Here is a 16619-nt window from a genome sequence, read left to right as displayed (position 1 = left end):
GTCAGGAAGATAAACATCAATGTGAGGAGGAGATATGACTGACCGTGTCAGCTTTCAGGAGCTGAGGTGCCGGGATAATGTCCACAAAATTGGCGTCGCGACATTAGACAACCCGGCTTCGCTCAATGCTCTGAGTTATAACATGCTGGCCTTGCTGTTTGACCAGCTTTTGCGGTGGCAACACGATGACAATCTGGTGTGTATTTTACTTGAAGGTGGCGGAGAAAAAGCGTTTTGTGCCGGTGGCGATGTCCGCACCATGCACAATGTCATGCGCGATAAAAGTGATGAAGAGGTTCAGGCGTTCTGCACCGAATACTTTTCACTCGAATATCAGTGTGACTATTTGATCCACACCTATACCAAACCGATCATCGCGTGGGGAGATGGGATTGTTATGGGTGGCGGTATGGGACTGTTTATGGGATGCAGCCACAAGGTCGTCACCCCGCGCAGTCGCCTGGCCATGCCGGAAATCAGTATTGGCCTTTATCCCGATGTGGGGGGGACCTGGTTCCTGAACCGTTTACCACCGGGTATTGGCCTGTTTCTGGGGCTGACCGGAGCGTCGGTCAATGCCATTGATGCCATTGATATCCGCATGGCCGATTACTTACTGCATTACCAGGATCGTTCACCTTTGCTGTCGGTGCTGCAGGCTCTGGACTGGCAGGGAAACCACCGGGCACAGGTGAGCCGGGTACTTGATGAACTGGCGGCAAAGGACGGTGATGACGGCGTTAGTAGCCAGCTACTGCCTTATCTGGCCAAAATCCAATCGGCATCTAAAGCCGATACTCTGACTCAGGTGTGCGAACAGATACTCGCAATCGAAGGGCAGGATAAATGGATGGATACCGCAAGGCGCAACCTTGCTGCCGGTAGTCCGATCTCGGCTCATATCTGTTATCGCCAGATTACCCAATGCCAGAAACTGAGTCTGGCCGATTGCTTCCGGCTTGAACTGAGTTTATCGGTGCGCAGTGGTTTGTTGGGCGAGTTTCAGGAAGGTGTCCGGGCTCGTCTTATCGATAAAGATGGTGAACCTCACTGGACATTCAAAAGCGTGGCCAGCGTGGACGATGCCGTGATAGACCAGCTGTTTACCTCGTTATGGCCGGCAGAAATTCATCCTTTGGCAGGTTTAGAACAGGTGCATCAGTCAATTCCACCTCAAGGAGGCGTGGCATGAAGACTATAGCGTTTATCGGACTAGGTAACATGGGCACGCCCATGGCAGAGAATTTGATCAAATCAGGCCTCGCCCTGCAGGTGTTTGATCTCAATCGCGAAGCGGCGAAACGGCTGCAGCCGCTTGGCGCTAAGGTGGCAGATTCTGTCGAGGAAGTGGTTCAGGGCGCTGATACGGTGATTACAATGCTGCCTGCCGGCGTGCATGTTCGTGCGGTGTATCTGGGCGATCATTCCGGGGCTGTAGGGCTGCTGAATCTGGTTAAGTCTGGCACGTTTCTGATTGACTCGTCCACCATAGATCCTGAGTCGGCGCGGATTGTTGCCGAACAGGCAGCTGACAAGCAGTTGGATTTTGTTGACGCGCCGGTATCGGGCGGAGTGGCAGGGGCTCAGGCCGGGACACTGACCTTTATTGTCGGCGGGACAGATGCGGCATTTGAAAAAGCCCGGCAGGTTTCTGCAACACATGGGGAAAAACATTTTCCATGCCGGCAAAGCCGGTGACGGTCAGATGGCGAAAATCTGCAATAACCTGATGTTGGGTATTCTGATGTCCGGAACGTGTGAAGCTCTCAATTTAGGCATCGACAACGGGCTGGATCCTGAAGTGTTGTCTAACATTATGCTGCAAAGTTCAGGCAGAAACTGGGCCCTGGAGTTATATAACCCTTGTCCCGGTGTAATGGAAAATGTTCCAGCCAGTCATGATTATAAACCGGGCTTTATGAGTCAGTTGATGCAAAAGGATCTCGGTCTGGGTATTGATGCCGCTCTGAAAAGCCAGTCATCGATTCCGATGGGCTCGCTGGCACGTAATCTTTATGCCTATCACAACGCGAATGGTAACCAGGAACGGGATTTTTCCAGTCTGTTTGAGTTCTATCGTTCCCGGGGCTGACAGGAAAAGTTCAACAGGAGGCTGCAGAATGAATCTCAAAGAGAGTGTGATAGCAATTACGGGGGCAGGCCAGGGACTGGGGCAAATGATGGCGGTCACGCTTGCTCAGGCGGGAGCAGATCTTGCCTTAATCGATACCAATGAGGCGGCTTTGATAGATACTCAGAAGCAATGTCATATGCTCAGCGCCAAAGCGATTTATTATGTAGCGGATGTTACCAATGAAGCTCAGGTCGTCGACGCATTTCACGACATCGTGGTTGATTTTGGCCAACTGGACGGTTTGATTAATAACGCCGGCATATTGCGGGATGGTCTGCTGGTCAAAGTGAAAGATGGCGTGGTCAGTAAAATGTCACTCGATCAGTTTGATAGCGTAATGAACGTGAACGTCACCGGCACGTTTTTATGTGGCCGTGAAGCAGCAGTGAAAATGATCGAAACCGGCAGTAAAGGAGCGATCATCAATATCTCCAGTGTCTCTCGGGCCGGTAATATGGGCCAGACCAATTATTCAGCTTCTAAAGCCGCAGTGGCCACGATGGCCACCTGCTGGGCCAAAGAGCTGGCGCGATTTGGTATTCGTGCTGCAGCGATTGCACCGGGAATCATTCATACCGCGATGGCTGACCAGATGAAACCTGAAGCCGTGGACAGGCTCAAACAAATGGTGCCACTGGGGCGAATGGGAGAGCCAGTCGAAATTGCTCAAGCGGTTAAATATATACTGCAGAATGACTACTTTACCGGTCGGGTGCTGGAAGTGGACGGTGGCTTGCGCATGTAACTTGATTACCTCGTAATACCGTTATTACCTCGCAATACCGCTTGAGGGATGAAAAAAGCGTAAGTGAATTCACTTACGCTTTTTTATCGCAGCTTGCCTTTTTGTCAGAGCTTGCTGTTTGCAGAATTAGGCCGCGCCCAGTGACTGACTTTGCTGCTCGACCAGACCGGCAAAGTTGACCAGTACCTGTCTGGCATGATGGGTTTCTTTCACTGCTGCTTGCTTGCGTTCGTAATCATCGGGTAATTCATGCTGCAAGCCGGCTAACGACAGCTTCATCACTTGCGGAGTAAACTCCGGGTGGAATTGTACGCCCCAACAGCATTCACCGACCCGATAGGCATGATGAGGTTCAAAGTCGCTTGCCGCCAGATGGACGGCATCTTCAGGTAAGGTCAGTACCGATTGATAATGTACCGCCTGCGCATCGAAACTGTGCAGGCAGGTCACTGAAAATAGGGTCATGCTCTGCATCTGGCTGTTTGTTGATTGCTATGGTGCCTATTTCCAGACCTTGCGGATGGTAGCCGACTTTGCCGCCCAACGCCTGAGCGATCAGTTGGTGACCAAAACAGATCCCGAGCAGCGGAATACTGCGCTCGACCAGATGCACGATTTCCTGTGACAGGCGCAGCATCCAGTCTTCTTTGTCAGACGCCATGGCCAATGAGCCCATGATAATCACACCTGCCAGATGGTCGGAGTGTGGCAGTGGTTGATTAATACCATCGTGAAACTCAATTGTGGCCGCCTGATTGGCCGATTTCGGATGACGATGTGCCTCAATGACGTTTTTAGCCCACTGCTCAAATTTACCGAACGCATCTAATTGTGGTTTAGGTGGTAATCCCACATTAACGATTAATAACTTTTTCATAGCGCTCCTTGTGATTCATATTCATCCTTGAACATAATTTTCAATCTAGAGAAATATTCTCCTCACTGCAACGAGAATTTGTTGCGTTATAAGATGTGAACCAGCACCAAAATTGGGCAAAAGAGGGGGGCAATGACTGAAGAGTTGAGAAAAAAAGATTGAGCTTGCATAAAAAAATGGCTCGCGTAGTATGGCAGTTTAGATGGCTAAACGTCTGTGATGTACAGCATACGGAGAGAGTAATGAAAGGACTTAAGCGAGTCGGTCAATGGGCACTGGCTGCGGCATTGATAGCAGGTTTGACGGCCTGTGGTCAGAAAGAACATACAGAACTAAAAGTGGGTGCAACCGTTGGTCCTCATGCTCAGGTAGCTGAAGCGGTCGCCAAAGAAGCGGCGAAGCAAGGATTAAACGTTAAAGTGGTTGAATTTTCTGACTACATTACGCCGAATGCGGCGCTGGAAGATGGCAGCATTGATCTTAACAGCTACCAGCATCAGCCTTTTCTGGACAACTACAACAGCAGCCACGATTCCCATCTGGTCTCAATTGGTCAGTCAATCCTGATGCGAATGGGGATATATTCTAATAAATACCACTCGTTGGATGAGTTACCACAAGGCGCGCGCATTGCGATTCCAAATGATCCGACCAATGGCGGGCGTGGTTTGTTGCTGTTTGCTGATAGCAACCTGATTACCTTACGTGAAGGGACCGGATTTAAGGCGACTTTGAACGATGTGGTTGAGAATCCAAAGGATTTTCAATTTGTTGAAGTGGACGCCGCTCAGTTGCCACGTACCCTGGATGATGTCGATGCTGCGGCAATTACGATGAACTACGTCATGTCCGCCGGACTGGATCCGAAAAAGCAGGGTATCTATCTGGAATCTAAGCAGGCACCTCTGGCGGTGATGGTGATTGCGGCGCGTGAGCAGGACAAAGACAACGAAGATTATAAAAAGTTCGTCCAGATTTATCACTCTGAAGCCATCCGCCAATACATGCAGCAAGCCTTTAAAGGCACAATTGAGCCCGCTTTTTAAGTAGTTAGGGCTGACAACTAAACCGCTGTGGTTCTCCATGGCGGTTTTTTATTTTTCCCGGTCTGGGAAATGGATCTCAGAATGACGAAACCTGAAAAATGCTGACTTGAGTCATGGTTACAGGCTGCTACATTTATAATTGTGCGGCTCAAAAAGTGCGCACTTTATTTGTGTGACCAACCAACTTAACGAGGTTTCTATGCTAGGCGAAAATCACTCTTTAGCGCATGAGTATCCAGAACATATGGACACCATTTCCCAGTTAAGCGCGAGCGATGATACGTTTGCAGAAAATGCGTCGAATTACGATGCACTAGACAGAGAAATTAGAAAGTTAGAACTGCGAGGTGCACCGATTGATGATCACAACATGAATTCGATGAAGCTCAACCGGGCAGAGCTTAAAGACTGGCTCCATTCCCGAATCATGAACGTCTGAAACCCGGCGATAATCATCGGTTGGTAACCGCAACACCAGCCCGCCAAACAGCCACCCGATGGGTGGTTGTTTGTTATCTGAGCGTTATAGCGTTTTTTATGCCTCATTGCCGGTACACGCCTCAGCGCGCTGATGGTAAACTGCGGCTCTGTTTTATTGAGTAGCTAAAGGTAATCTCATGAACCCAATTATTGCGCTGTTGAAAGAGAACAACATCAGTGATCAGCAAATTCGCGACGTGTTTCAGGCTCTGACCCAAAACCCGCTGATGGCGATGGCCACTATCAGCCAACTTGGTCTGCCGCAGGAAAAACTGCAACTGCTGATGGGCCAGGTGATGCAAAACCCGGCTTTGATTAAAGAAGCGGTAGAAGAAACTTGGACTGGACTTCGCTAAAGTTGAAGAAGCGAAAGCGAAACTACAACAATAAAGGTTGTCGTCAGTTCAAAGTGAACCAGGCATTGTGTAGCGAAGACTCTACGCAACGTCTGGTTTTTTTTTCGTCTGGCAGAAACCATGTTCAATCATATCTGGCAACAATATATTTACAGATTTAATAAATCTGACATTTTAAGTGTCATTAATATTAAGTTGAGTTTCATTAGCATAAGGTTAATTAATTCTTGGGTCAGGTTAGCTCTTTCCTCCTAAACGTCTTACGTGTTGGAGTTAACAAAATAGTCTCTATTTTAAAATAATAGCTATTTTTTATTTTTCTAACTATTGTTTAATTTTATGTATTGTTCGTTATATCTATTCATTAAGCCTATTTTAGCGTTTTTCTATGATTAAATAACAATCAAGTGGTGAGTTTATTTTTAATAATATGCATCTGCTTTGATCTACGTTCATATTTTACGTGCTAGCACCGTGTTACCGTTTACACAGTTTCTCATCTTGTCGTTTAATAGGAACACAATAAAATGAATCTCTTTGAACAAACTCATCCTTCACGCAGACGTTATGGCTTAGCTGCATTTATTGGTGTCATTGCGGGTCTTGTCTCTGCTTTTGTTAAATGGGGCGCAGAGGTACCACTGCCACCGCGCAGCCCAGGTGATATCTTCCAGGCGGCGTGTGCACCGGAGTCGTTGATTCGTGCCGCTGAAAATATTGACTGTTCACGTAACTTCCTCAACCCTCCATATGTATTTCTGCGTGACTGGCTGGGTGTGATTGATCCTAATGAGGCTGTGTATACCTTTGCCGGACATGTTTTTAACTGGGTCGGTGTGACGCATATTATTTTCTCGCTGGTATTTGCTATTGCTTACTGTGTTTTTACTGAACGTTTTCCTAAGTTCAAATTATGGCAAGGTTTATTTGCCGGTGCATTAGCACAGCTATTTGTCCATATGATTTCTTTCCCTCTCATGGGACTGACTCCGTCACTGTTTAGTTTACCTTGGTATGAACATGTATCGGAAATTGTTGGTCACCTGATTTGGTTCTGGTCAATTGAAATTATTCGCAGAGATTTACGTAACCGTATGACTCACGAACCAGATCCAGAGTTTGCGTTAGAAAGCCGCTCATAATCTGATGGTTTAAATAGATAAAACAGGCCTTTCGGGGCCTGTTTTTAATAAAATCTGCGCAATAAAAAGGCTGCATAATGCAGCCTTTATTCGTTGTGATGCTTTGAATCGCCCATAATCCCGGCGAATTGGTTAACTTGTCGCCTGGTTGGTAGAGATTAATGTCCTTTGAAGAAACGGTTGTAAACCAGTAGCAAGACGATGGCACCGAGAGTAGCTGTCAGTATGCTGCCCAGATTAAAACCGTTCGTGCCGCCAAAACCCAGCACACGGCCGATAAGTCCGCCGACAAAGGCACCACCGATACCTAACAACATTGTGGCTATCCAACCGCCGCCATCTCGTCCCGGCATCAGCCATTTTGCCAATGCGCCCGCAATTAACCCCAGAATGATCCACGCGATGATACCCATATGCACTCCTTATGTTGTTTGGTGTAAGCATAGTCTATGAGTGTCATAGTAAAATGGGCGCATGACAATTTTTGGTCAGCGTCGTCACTCCTCGAAGGTGCATGCTGTGCCTGTCTGATATCGCTGATTAATAACGGCATAGCCTGCTCGCTGATAACGAACAAGCCTACTGGCAGAGTGACTGCGGGTTACTGACTGACGTAACGTGAAGACGCCAGGAAAGACTGATGGATATGTGCCTGCATCATATCTGATGCTTCATGGGTCATACCTTTGATGACCGATTTGACGATTTCGCCGTGTTCGACAAAGGATGAGCGCGCCCGATCGGCAAGCTTGAACTGCGCCCTGCGATAGGGCGCAACCTTGGCTCTGGCACTGAGCACGGCTTCCTCCACATAGCGGTTATGGCAGCCATGGAACAGAGCCTCATGCAGTTTGATATTGGCTTTGTCATAAGCATCAATATCGCCCGAGGTGACATGCTTATGGCTGTCGAGGTGGATGGCGAGCAGCGCTTCGCGCTCTTGCTGGGTCATATTGACCGCAGCAAGTCGTACGCACAGTGCTTCCATTTCGGCAACGTATTCAAACATTTCTGCCAGCCGGGAAACGGGTACGGCACCAACAAACACTCCGCGCCGATGACGATGTTCAACCAGACCACTGGCGGTGAGTTGTTTCAGCGCCTCACGGACAGGAGTCCGTGAGACCTGAAAACGCTGCGCAAGCTGCGCCTCATCAAGACGAGTTTCCGGCGCTAATCACTCCCGCCAGAATATCATCGGAGAGCGCAATCCGGATACTGTCCGCCAGAGGCACCGACGGGTCAGAGACCAGTGATGCCGGCATTGAATTCGAGTGTTCAGACATAGACTGATCTCCTTGAACGGCAAAGGTTTAACCAGCAATACCCGGCATGACCACACTTGGCAGCCACAGACTGATCGCGGGGAAGAGGTTAATCAGCACCAGCACAATCAGAGCCAGCCACACCAAAGGCAGTGAGCCGCGCACCGCTTCGCCATAACTGACGTTATCTAGGCTGCTGGCGACGAACAGGTTCATACCAAACGGTGGCGTGAACATACCAATCGCACAGTTCACACACAGAATCACACCAAGGTGAATCAAGTCGATGCCTGCCGCCTGAGCAACAGAGATAACCAGTGGTACCAGAATGATCACAATCGAGTTCGGGTCCAGGAACATCCCGGCGATCAACACGATACAGTTGATGATCAGCAGTAACATCAGTGGATTATCGCTGAGTTGGCCCAGTGCCGCCGACAGGGAGTCGGTCAGACTTGAAGTGGTCAGATACCAGGAGAAGGCCGCTGCTGCAGAGACGATAATCATGACCTGGGTGGTTACGACTGAGCTGTCGACACACACTTTCCAGATGTCCTTCAGTGTCAGGTCCCGATAAACAAACAGACCGACTGCTGCAGAGTAAATAACCGCGACCGCCGCCGCTTCCGTCGGGGTAAACAGGCCGCTGTATATACCGCCAAGAATAATGACTGGTATCGCCAAGCCCCAGATTGCTTCTCTTATGGCTGCCAGCAGTTCAGACATTTTAGGAAACGGCTGCGACTGCATACCAGCCTTGCGCGCCCGATAGTAACAGTATGCGAGGAAGACAGAACCGTACACGGCGCCGGCACCAATACCGGCCATAAAGAGTGCACCAATTGAAACACCCGCCATGGCGCCGTACACAATCATAAAAATGCTCGGCGGTATGATGATGCCTAAAGCGCCGGTCGCCATCAGCAAACCGACACTGAACTGGCGATCATAGCCTTCTTTTAACATTGACGGCAGGATAAGGCGTCCGACAGAAACCACTGTAGCCGGACTGGAGCCGGAAATGGCGCCAAAGAACATGGAGCCGGTGACGGTTGTCATGGCCAGGCCGCCACGAAACGGACCAACCAGCAACAGCGCTACCTTGAGAATGCGCGCTGACAGGCCGCTGGTGCTCATCAGGTTGCCGGCCAGAATAAACAGCGGGATCGCCATGAGCGGAAAACTGTCCAGGCCGGAAAACATCCGTTGGATGATGAGCATCAGCGGAGTACTGCCACCCAGATGCAAGCCGATAAATACCGCCAGGATCAGGGCCACAAAAATAGGCAGACCTAAAACCAGCAGGCCCGATGTTAAAGCAAAGAAACTGTAGCCCATGATTACGCTCCCACGTAGACGTTTTCGGTTTGCTGTTTCGGCTGTTTAAACAGCGCCAGCAAAGATTCACTGATGCGGATAAACATGCAGGCCGAACTGACCGGAATAGCCAGATAGAACCAGTACATCGGCAGTTCCATCGCCGACGATAGCTGGCCGAACATCATCATGCGCGAAGCCAGTTGCCAACCAAACCAGGCGAGCAGGAAGGTGGTGATGAGGCAGATCACGCAGATTACTATCTGAAACGGCTTTTGCAGGGCTTTGGGCAGCACTTGTTTGATGACATCGATACTGATGTGCGCGTTATTGCGAAAGGCGATGCTGCTGGCCATAAATACCATCCAGATAATGGCGTAACGTACGCTCTCTTCAGCCCAACTAAATGAGGTATTGAAAACGGCGCGGGCGATAATCTGGGTAAACAGCATTCCCGATGCGTAGATGATCAAAACACCGACGATGGTGTTCTCAAAAAGGGCCAGCAGGCGACTGAGTTTATTCCACATAAGCGTTTCTCCCGGGGGCAGCCCCGGGATCCTTGTTGAATAGTGATAATCGGAGGTGAAATGGTTGACGGAGCTTTGGTTTTCAGTCCGTTACATTTCAGACAGTTGGCTTAGTTTTGCCTGAGCACGGTCGAGCAGGCCTTTACTCAGCTTGGCGCCAAACTCCTGATAAACAGGGGACATCGCATTGCGGAATTCGCCCAGTTGTTCAGGTGTCAGTGAGATAACTTCGGTACTGCCTGCCTGTTTAATGCCGTTAAGGTAGACTTCCTCGCGTGCAATAGAACGTTCACGCTGGTACTGACCGGCTTCGCGCGCAGCCGTAATAAGCAGTTGCTGATTTTTGGCTGACTGGCTGTCGAACCAGATCTTGCTGAATACGAACGCCGTGCCCAGATAACCGTGATTAGTCAGCATCAGATCTTTTTGCACTTCGTAGAATTTCATTTGTGAAATCGAAACCAGCGGGTTCTCCTGACATTCCACCACACCCTGTTGCAGGGCGGTGTACGTTTCACTGAATGCGATCGGAACCGGGTTTGAACCCAGGGCTTTGTACTGGGAAATCAGCAACGGACTTTCCATCACGCGAACTTTACGATCCTGCATATCAGCGGGCTTGGTAATCGGGTCATTACAGGTCATCTGTTTAAAACCACTCTCCCAGAACATCGCCGGTTCAAAACCTGACGAGCGCAGGCCAGACAGCACTTCATCACCGATTTCGCCATCGAGAAACTGGTAGGCGACTTCGCGGCTCGGGAACAGGAATGGCATGTCGATCAGCTGCAGATCTTTATCAAAGCCACTTAATTTTGCCGTTGGAATCGGCGCCGCCTGAACGGCACCAAACTGCATTTGTTGCGCGACTTCCACGTCGTTGCCAAGCGCGTTATTGGCGTAGATTTTGACTTCATACTGGCCGTCAGAGCGGGCTTCGACCAATTGCTTAAAGCGTTCAATACCTTCCTGCTGCGCGCTGTCTTCCGTCATATCGCTGTGTACTTTAATCAAAGTTGCGGAATAAGCATTCATACTCATAGCAGATAATGAAAGAGCAAGGGTGCTGAACATAAATTTGAAACTGTTTTTCATCGGAATCCTCGTACCTGTCCTTGGTTGGTGTCTTGTATACAAGAGCAATATGGATGCCAGATAGTTAAAGCTATAAATAACAATAACTTACCATTTTTGTTATTTTTCTATTGCACTAATGATGTGCAAATGTTCTGCGTTGTATACTTATTGTAGGGCAGGAATTACGCCGCTCAGCCCTAACGGGATCGACTGGTATTAGACTGAGATCGAAAGCTGACAGCTATTGAGTGAGAAAATAATCGTCACTCTTTGCCGGGCTTAAAATCCGCGGGCAGGATTTATAGGCTTTAATGTAGAGAGGCTTTGCAAAAACAGAGGAGATACCCATGTTGAATCAGCTCAATCATCGACTAACTACGGTGGCTGAAAGTCTGGCAGAGTTCACCAGCATGATAACGCCGTATCTGAATGCCGGGGTCTGTACCTGCACCATCAGTCAGAATCGGGTGGAATTTGAATATCAGCATGACCTGAGTTTTGAACAGGCCGCTGAGCAGGGAGAGCGGCTGCTGAGTCTGTTCAGTTTCCCGCTCAGTTCTGATTCAGAGCAGCAAGTGAATCTGCTGGTGGATATTGCGGGTCAGGAACACACTACGCGTTTGCATTTTGATCTGACGGCTCCGCAAGGGGGCGATCTGCTCATTACTTATTTGTGCGCGGAACTGCTGGCCTGTTTTCAGCAACTGGAGTCAGATATCAAACCAAGCTGAGGTGATGAACTTGTTTAACGGAGTGCGCATCTCAGCGCGGTAAACCCCAGCGTCTGCCTTTTACAGCGTTAACGTGGTGATGATTTCCCTGACTACCGGCAGTACTGAAAGAACCAGTAGTGCTGCCATCGTCAGGTTAAAGCCACGTAAATATCGGCTGTCGGACAGGTAACGTCTCAGCAGCGAGCCAAACAGCAGCCAAACCCCGACGCATGGAAATGAGACAATAAGAAAGGTCGTGGCTATGGTCAGGTTTCTGCAGCGCAAACTGTTCGCCAACGGTGGTAAAAGCGGAAATGGCCCCGATAGCAACGACCCAGGCTTTGGCATTGACCCACTGAAACAGCGCGCCTTTGATAAAACCAAATGGCTGTGTATGGCTCGAGCTCTGGCCTACGTCACGGCTGATTGCGATCAGCCAGGCGAGGTAGAGTAAATAAAGAGTACCGACAACCTTCACCAGCATCGACAGGCTGGGAAACAGACTGAACAGTTGAGCAAACCCCAGCCCGACCATCAGCAGCATCAGGGCAAAGCCAAGACAAATTCCGCCAAGTAAAGGCAGACTCCTGCGCACGCCAAAGTTAAGCCCGGATGTCATCACCATGATATTGTTAGGCCCCGGAGTGACGGAAGAGGAGATGGCGAACAGCACCACAGATAAAATGTATTCCATAGATGAATGTACTTCCTTGCTGGCAGATGGTAACGGTGCGGTAGCGTTATGCTATGATGAATTATTTATCGCATAAACGTTCGATATAAAAAACGATAAAGTGATATTGGACAGCGTTGCATCGTTTGTCAAACAAAACGTTTGACCAATTTAATGAACAACCCCAAAGTCAGAGTCTGAACAAAACAGGATAATTATGAGTTATGAGCGCAAACCAGCCACCAATTGCCGAGATTGCTGCCAAATTAAAGTCTGAAAGACAGAATGCTGGCTTGAGTATTGCCGAAGTTGCCCGGCGTGCAAACATAGCCAAGTCAACCTTATCGCAATTGGAAAACGGCTCAGGCAATCCCAGTATTGAAACCCTGTGGGCCATCTGTGTGGTGCTGGATATTCCGTTTTCACGCTTACTGGAAGAGCCTAAGCAGGTAACGAAAGTAGTGCGTTATGGGGAAGGGATGACGGTGGTGTCGCAAAGTGAAAACTATCAGGCGACATTGTTGGCTGCCTGTCCGCCAAACGTCAGCCGTGATATTTATCAGGTGGAAGCCAAACCGGGACAGCCACATATTTCAGCAGCACATAATAATGGTGTCGTTGAGCATGTGTTGATTACCCGGGGGACAGCCAGACTTGGGCCAATCGGTGAAGAGTATGAATTAAAGCAAGGCGACTATATGGTGTATGCCGCTGATCAGCCGCATATATTCGAAGCTCTGGAAGAGGGCACCAGTGCGATGCTGGTCTCCGAATACCGTTAAATTGTTCAAGATTCATTGTTCGCGGTACAGTGAAAAAGTCCGGTATTGCTACTGACAAACCGGACTTAGAGATTGATGTTGCAGTGCCGGCGGTTAATGCCGCTTGTGGCTAAAGACGTTAGTCGCGCTGACCGCAAATACCGACAATACGATTAATGCCAGCGACGGCGCAAGCACCACCCAGTAGCTGCGTTCAATGTATGGCATGCCTTCAGCCAGAATCCGGCCCCATTCAGGACTTGGCGGCATAGCGCCAAGACCGAGAAAACCGAGTGAAGCCAGCGCCAGCGCCAGGCCGGGAACACGTAGCATGGCGTGTCGCAGCAATGGTTTAACCACCGCCGGAAGCACATAACACAGATTGCGTCTTATCACGCCGACCCCAATCAGTGGCAGCATCTGGATATACGGCCTTGCTTTAACTTCGGTGGTCAGCGCGGCCGCGTGTGCGGCGAGCGGCGCCCAACTCACCAGTACCACAGCCAGCGTTGCTCCAAATAGTCCCGGGCCATAAACGGCGGCGATCAAAAGGCCGCTGATGACTGGCGGAAGGGCGTTCGCCACTTCAATCGGTCCGCACATCAGGCGTGGCCACTGGCCGATGATAAAGCCTATTACCAGACAAAGTAGTGACACTGTCACGGAAAGCAGGCAGGTATAAAGGCTGCCATGGGCGACTCGAGCAAGCAGATCACGCCCCATGGCATCGGCTCCAAACGGCAGAGCCAAAGACGGAGATTCAAGTCGCATAAAAGCGATATTGTAAGGGTCCCGTCCTAAACCGAACAACATCACCGCTGCCAGAAAGGCCAGACAGAGCAGAGGTAACCAGCGCGTACTTTGGCTGATGGTGACGTCCGACTCTTTGGGCATTGGCATCGCGCCCTGATTCAGGGCACGGCCAAGCAGTAATGCTTTAAGCAGATTCACGCTGATGCCGACGACAAAAGCAAACAGCAAAATCAATAAAATACCAAACTGTAATGTGGGTACATCCTTAGCGATGGCTGCGCCCAGCGTTGCCCGGCCCAGACCCGGAATTGCGAATACTTTTTCCACCGCGATGGCGCCGCCGGTCAGCGATACCATGACCAGGCCAATCATCGGCAGTACTGTGGTCAGGGCGCGTTTAATCACGGCTAAGGTGATATTAAAACGGCTGATACCGGCAACGCTCCAGGTAGAAACCCAGGGCTCGGTAAATACCTGAGTAATGGCATCTGACAGCAGTCTTCCCAGATATCCGCCAGCCGGAATAGCCAGTGATAAAGCCGGAAGAATGGCATAGCTAAAGCCTTGCCAGCCAAAGGGCGGCAGCCACCGCAACCAAACCGCACCGACCAGTAAAAGTATCGAAGCCAGTAAGAACTCCGGTAATGCCGTCATGGCAACGGCCAGTGTTCCGCTGCTGCGATAGGCTTTACCGCGCAGCCCCTGGTGGATGGTCGGTATGGTCAGGCATAAGGCGATCGCAAAGGCGCCAACTAATGCCAGGCCCATCAGCGTCAGCGACACGCTGGCCGCGCTGAGCATACCATCCAGAATCGGTCGTCCCGACACCCAGGAGACACCGGGATTGCCTTGTAACAAGCTTTGCAGCCAGTGCCACATTAAAGTCATTGGCCCTTGATCCAGACCAAGTGATTCACGAATCGCCTGCAGAGCCTCCTGGCTGGGATTTTGTTCAGCAGAGCGGGCACGCAGCAGCGCCAGTGCCGGATCCTGGCCTGACAGCCAGGGCAAGAGTGCGACCAGCAACACTACGCCGCACAGAGTGACGATGCGTGAACCGATAGTGACAATCCTTGAACCGGCACGAGACCGTCGGAAACACCGATCAAGCAGACCGCTCAGGCGTGGCCGTCGAAAGCGAAGCCCGTTATCCGGGCTGCGCTGAACAACACTTTCAGTCATAGATAGCCGCTACCTTATTGCATGGTCTGTTGGTCAGACACCAGGTAGGTCTGATTGCTGACCAGTGTGCGCTCACGCGGATCACGCACTGCTGCTCTTACTCGCTCAGATTCACCCTGGATAACGCGCTCGTGCAGCATAGGAATTGCAGCATCACTGGCGAGGATCAGGCGCTCCGCGTCCATGATTGCCTGCTGACGTTTCTGGTCCGGCAGATAGCGAGGCTGCGTGCTGCAGTGCTTTATCGATATCCTTTTGGCAAAGCTGCGCGATATTAAATGAGCCTGCACAGCTGAAATCACTGTACATGTAAGCAACCGGGTCGCCGGAGTCGAGCACGGTAGCGCGGGAAAGAATGAAGGCATCAAATTTACCGGCCAGTGCGTCAGACTCAATCTGTGAATATTCACGCACCACCTGCTCTACCGTAAAACCGGCATCTTTAAGTTGCTGAGCCAGGTACACGGCGACCTCAGGTAGTTCGGTGCGATCAGTAAACGTAGCCAGGGTGATATGCGCACCTTCAGGTTGGGCTGCTGGGGTCGGGTTGGTGACTGGCTGACGCAGTTTCGCGGCCCACGGCAGCGCTGGTCCCAGTAAGCCTTGTGCAATATCGGCCCGTTTTTCGTAAACGTTGTCCACGATTTGAGCCCGGTTGATGGCATCGCGCGCGGCGGCGCGCATGGCCGGATCCTGCATTACCCCGTGACGAGTATTGAGATATAAAGTGTTGGTACGGGGCATTGGCACTTCGTGAATCAAAGACTGATCCAGTAACGGTGCCTGAGAAACCGGAATCGCTTCGACGATATCGGCGGAATGAGTACGTAGCGCTGAAGAGCGGGCCAGACCATCGGGAACAAAGCTGACATCGATACCTTCTGCCTGTGCCGGTTCACCCCAATAATCAGGGTTGCGGTCTAATGTCGCTGAACTGGTCCCGTTGACGCCGGTCAGTATAAATGGCCCGGTTCCCGCCAGCACCGGATTAATTACACCGTTTTCGCCATATGCACTGAGTGCGAGAATCGAAAGTTGCGGGCTGGTCAGTCGCTGAGCCAGCAAAGGATCCGGTATTTCACTGGTGATGATCACAGCGTGCTCTCCATCAGCACGGATTTGCAGTGTTACGCCATCCAGAATGCGCGGTTTCGGCATTGCATTGGTTGCGGTGCTTAACGCGTTGACCACCGCTTTGGCCGTCAACGGTGTGTGATCATGAAATGTCACGTCAGAGCGCAGCTGGAAGCGCCAGGTTGTCGGACTCAGCTGTTCCCACTGGGTGGCGAGGGCCGGCGCAAGATTGCCTTCCTGATCGAGAATGACCAGAGTTTCAGCGGTGCTCCAGCGAGACAATTTAAATGCGTCGTCGCTGAGCGGGGTCAGGCCGGAACGCGGAGGAAGCAGCATGGCTAACTTAATGCGAGCGGATTGAGCCGAGTTTTCGCTGTTGGTCTGGTGCGGTTGTTCAGAATCAAAGCAGCCCGAGAGCAGAGAAACGGACATAGCCAGCCCGAGCCAGGATTTGAGCGGTTTCATGAAGCAGAATATCCTTAAATATGAATTGG

General features: G+C 50.5%; 17 protein-coding genes and 3 pseudogenes. 9 read left to right on the top strand and 11 right to left on the bottom strand.

Annotated elements, in window-relative coordinates; translation table 11 throughout:
• Window positions 1-34: 34 nt before the first annotated feature.
• The 3 genes and pseudogenes from ABDK09_03860 to ABDK09_03850 all read left to right on the top strand — a co-directional run bounded on the left by ABDK09_03860 (window position 35) and on the right by ABDK09_03850 (window position 2879).
• Window positions 35-1192 carry an enoyl-CoA hydratase/isomerase family protein gene (locus ABDK09_03860; GenBank protein ID XAW87402.1) on the top strand — a complete coding sequence of 386 codons (1158 nt, stop codon included), beginning with the start codon at window positions 35-37 and terminating at the stop codon, window positions 1190-1192.
• Window positions 1189-2092, top strand: a pseudogene (gene mmsB / locus ABDK09_03855) (3-hydroxyisobutyrate dehydrogenase). The gene ABDK09_03860 and the pseudogene mmsB overlap by 4 nt, the downstream one beginning before the upstream one ends.
• A 28-nt stretch (window positions 2093-2120) precedes the next feature.
• Window positions 2121-2879 carry an SDR family oxidoreductase gene (locus ABDK09_03850; protein ID XAW87401.1) on the top strand — a complete coding sequence of 253 codons (759 nt, stop codon included), beginning with the start codon at window positions 2121-2123 and terminating at the stop codon, window positions 2877-2879.
• 126 nt (window positions 2880-3005) lie between these two features.
• On the opposite strand, the gene ABDK09_03845 is transcribed toward ABDK09_03850, so the two are convergent.
• Both ABDK09_03845 and ABDK09_03840 read right to left on the bottom strand, forming a co-directional pair.
• The gene (locus ABDK09_03845) at window positions 3006-3344 is read right to left on the bottom strand and encodes a hypothetical protein (GenBank protein ID XAW87400.1); all 339 of its coding nucleotides are present in this window, start codon (window positions 3342-3344) and stop codon (window positions 3006-3008) included.
• On the bottom strand, window positions 3265-3756 hold the full coding sequence (locus tag ABDK09_03840) for a gamma-glutamyl-gamma-aminobutyrate hydrolase family protein (protein ID XAW87399.1): 492 nt from the start codon (window positions 3754-3756) through the stop codon (window positions 3265-3267). The genes ABDK09_03845 and ABDK09_03840 overlap by 80 nt, the downstream gene beginning before the upstream one ends.
• A gap of 242 nt (window positions 3757-3998) precedes the next feature.
• On the opposite strand from ABDK09_03840, the gene ABDK09_03835 reads away from it, so the two are divergent.
• The 4 genes and pseudogenes from ABDK09_03835 (at window position 3999) to ABDK09_03820 (ending at window position 6780) form a co-directional block, all read left to right on the top strand.
• Entirely contained in the window at window positions 3999-4802 is an 804-nt protein-coding gene (locus ABDK09_03835; GenBank protein XAW87398.1) for a MetQ/NlpA family ABC transporter substrate-binding protein, read from the top strand.
• Window positions 4803-5001: 199 nt separating this feature from the next.
• Complete coding sequence (locus tag ABDK09_03830; GenBank protein XAW87397.1) at window positions 5002-5241, top strand: YdcH family protein; 240 nt, start codon at window positions 5002-5004, stop codon at window positions 5239-5241.
• A 178-nt stretch (window positions 5242-5419) separates the two neighbouring features.
• Window positions 5420-5672: pseudogene (locus ABDK09_03825) on the top strand (DUF2999 family protein).
• 493 nt (window positions 5673-6165) lie between these two features.
• Window positions 6166-6780 carry a DUF1440 domain-containing protein gene (locus ABDK09_03820; GenBank protein XAW87396.1) on the top strand — a complete coding sequence of 205 codons (615 nt, stop codon included), beginning with the start codon at window positions 6166-6168 and terminating at the stop codon, window positions 6778-6780.
• A gap of 158 nt (window positions 6781-6938) precedes the next feature.
• On the opposite strand, the gene ABDK09_03815 is transcribed toward ABDK09_03820, so the two are convergent.
• The 6 genes from ABDK09_03815 to ABDK09_03790 all read right to left on the bottom strand — a co-directional run bounded on the left by ABDK09_03815 (window position 6939) and on the right by ABDK09_03790 (window position 10987).
• Complete coding sequence (locus ABDK09_03815; GenBank protein ID XAW87395.1) at window positions 6939-7193, bottom strand: GlsB/YeaQ/YmgE family stress response membrane protein; 255 nt, start codon at window positions 7191-7193, stop codon at window positions 6939-6941.
• Between the two features lie 188 nt (window positions 7194-7381).
• Complete coding sequence (locus ABDK09_03810) at window positions 7382-7789, bottom strand: FCD domain-containing protein (protein ID XAW87394.1); 408 nt, start codon at window positions 7787-7789, stop codon at window positions 7382-7384.
• Between the two features lie 145 nt (window positions 7790-7934).
• A complete protein-coding gene (locus tag ABDK09_03805; GenBank protein ID XAW87393.1) occupies window positions 7935-8066 on the bottom strand; it encodes a hypothetical protein in 132 nt (43 codons plus the stop codon).
• A 27-nt stretch (window positions 8067-8093) separates the two neighbouring features.
• Window positions 8094-9383 (bottom strand): TRAP transporter large permease subunit, encoded by a 1290-nt coding sequence (locus tag ABDK09_03800; protein XAW87392.1) that lies wholly within the window; start codon window positions 9381-9383, stop codon window positions 8094-8096.
• Window positions 9384-9385: 2 nt separating this feature from the next.
• Entirely contained in the window at window positions 9386-9892 is a 507-nt protein-coding gene (locus ABDK09_03795; GenBank protein ID XAW87391.1) for a TRAP transporter small permease, read from the bottom strand.
• A gap of 90 nt (window positions 9893-9982) precedes the next feature.
• The gene (locus ABDK09_03790; protein XAW87390.1) at window positions 9983-10987 is read right to left on the bottom strand and encodes a TRAP transporter substrate-binding protein; all 1005 of its coding nucleotides are present in this window, start codon (window positions 10985-10987) and stop codon (window positions 9983-9985) included.
• Window positions 10988-11316: 329 nt separating this feature from the next.
• Here ABDK09_03790 and ABDK09_03785 point away from each other — a divergent pair, with 329 nt between their 5' ends.
• On the top strand, window positions 11317-11700 hold the full coding sequence (locus ABDK09_03785; protein ID XAW87389.1) for a hypothetical protein: 384 nt from the start codon (window positions 11317-11319) through the stop codon (window positions 11698-11700).
• Window positions 11701-11836: 136 nt separating this feature from the next.
• Here ABDK09_03785 and ABDK09_03780 read toward each other — a convergent pair whose 3' ends face one another.
• Window positions 11837-12376, bottom strand: a complete 540-nt coding sequence (locus ABDK09_03780) for a LysE family translocator (protein XAW87388.1) — start codon at window positions 12374-12376, stop codon at window positions 11837-11839.
• A gap of 203 nt (window positions 12377-12579) precedes the next feature.
• On the opposite strand from ABDK09_03780, the gene ABDK09_03775 reads away from it, so the two are divergent.
• Window positions 12580-13137 carry an XRE family transcriptional regulator gene (locus tag ABDK09_03775; GenBank protein ID XAW87387.1) on the top strand — a complete coding sequence of 186 codons (558 nt, stop codon included), beginning with the start codon at window positions 12580-12582 and terminating at the stop codon, window positions 13135-13137.
• 93 nt (window positions 13138-13230) lie between these two features.
• Here ABDK09_03775 and ABDK09_03770 read toward each other — a convergent pair whose 3' ends face one another.
• Window positions 13231-15051: an ABC transporter permease subunit gene (locus ABDK09_03770; GenBank protein ID XAW87386.1), complete on the bottom strand. Its 1821-nt coding sequence runs from the start codon at window positions 15049-15051 to the stop codon at window positions 13231-13233.
• 14 nt (window positions 15052-15065) lie between these two features.
• Window positions 15066-16590 (bottom strand): annotated as a pseudogene (locus ABDK09_03765) (ABC transporter substrate-binding protein).
• Window positions 16591-16619 lie beyond the last annotated feature (29 nt).

Origin of the sequence: Vibrio sp. CDRSL-10 TSBA (assembly GCA_039696685.1) — a bacterium.
In the GTDB taxonomy this organism is placed as follows: Bacteria; Pseudomonadota; Gammaproteobacteria; order Enterobacterales; family Vibrionaceae; genus Vibrio.
This window is presented reverse-complemented; position numbering and strand designations above follow the sequence as displayed.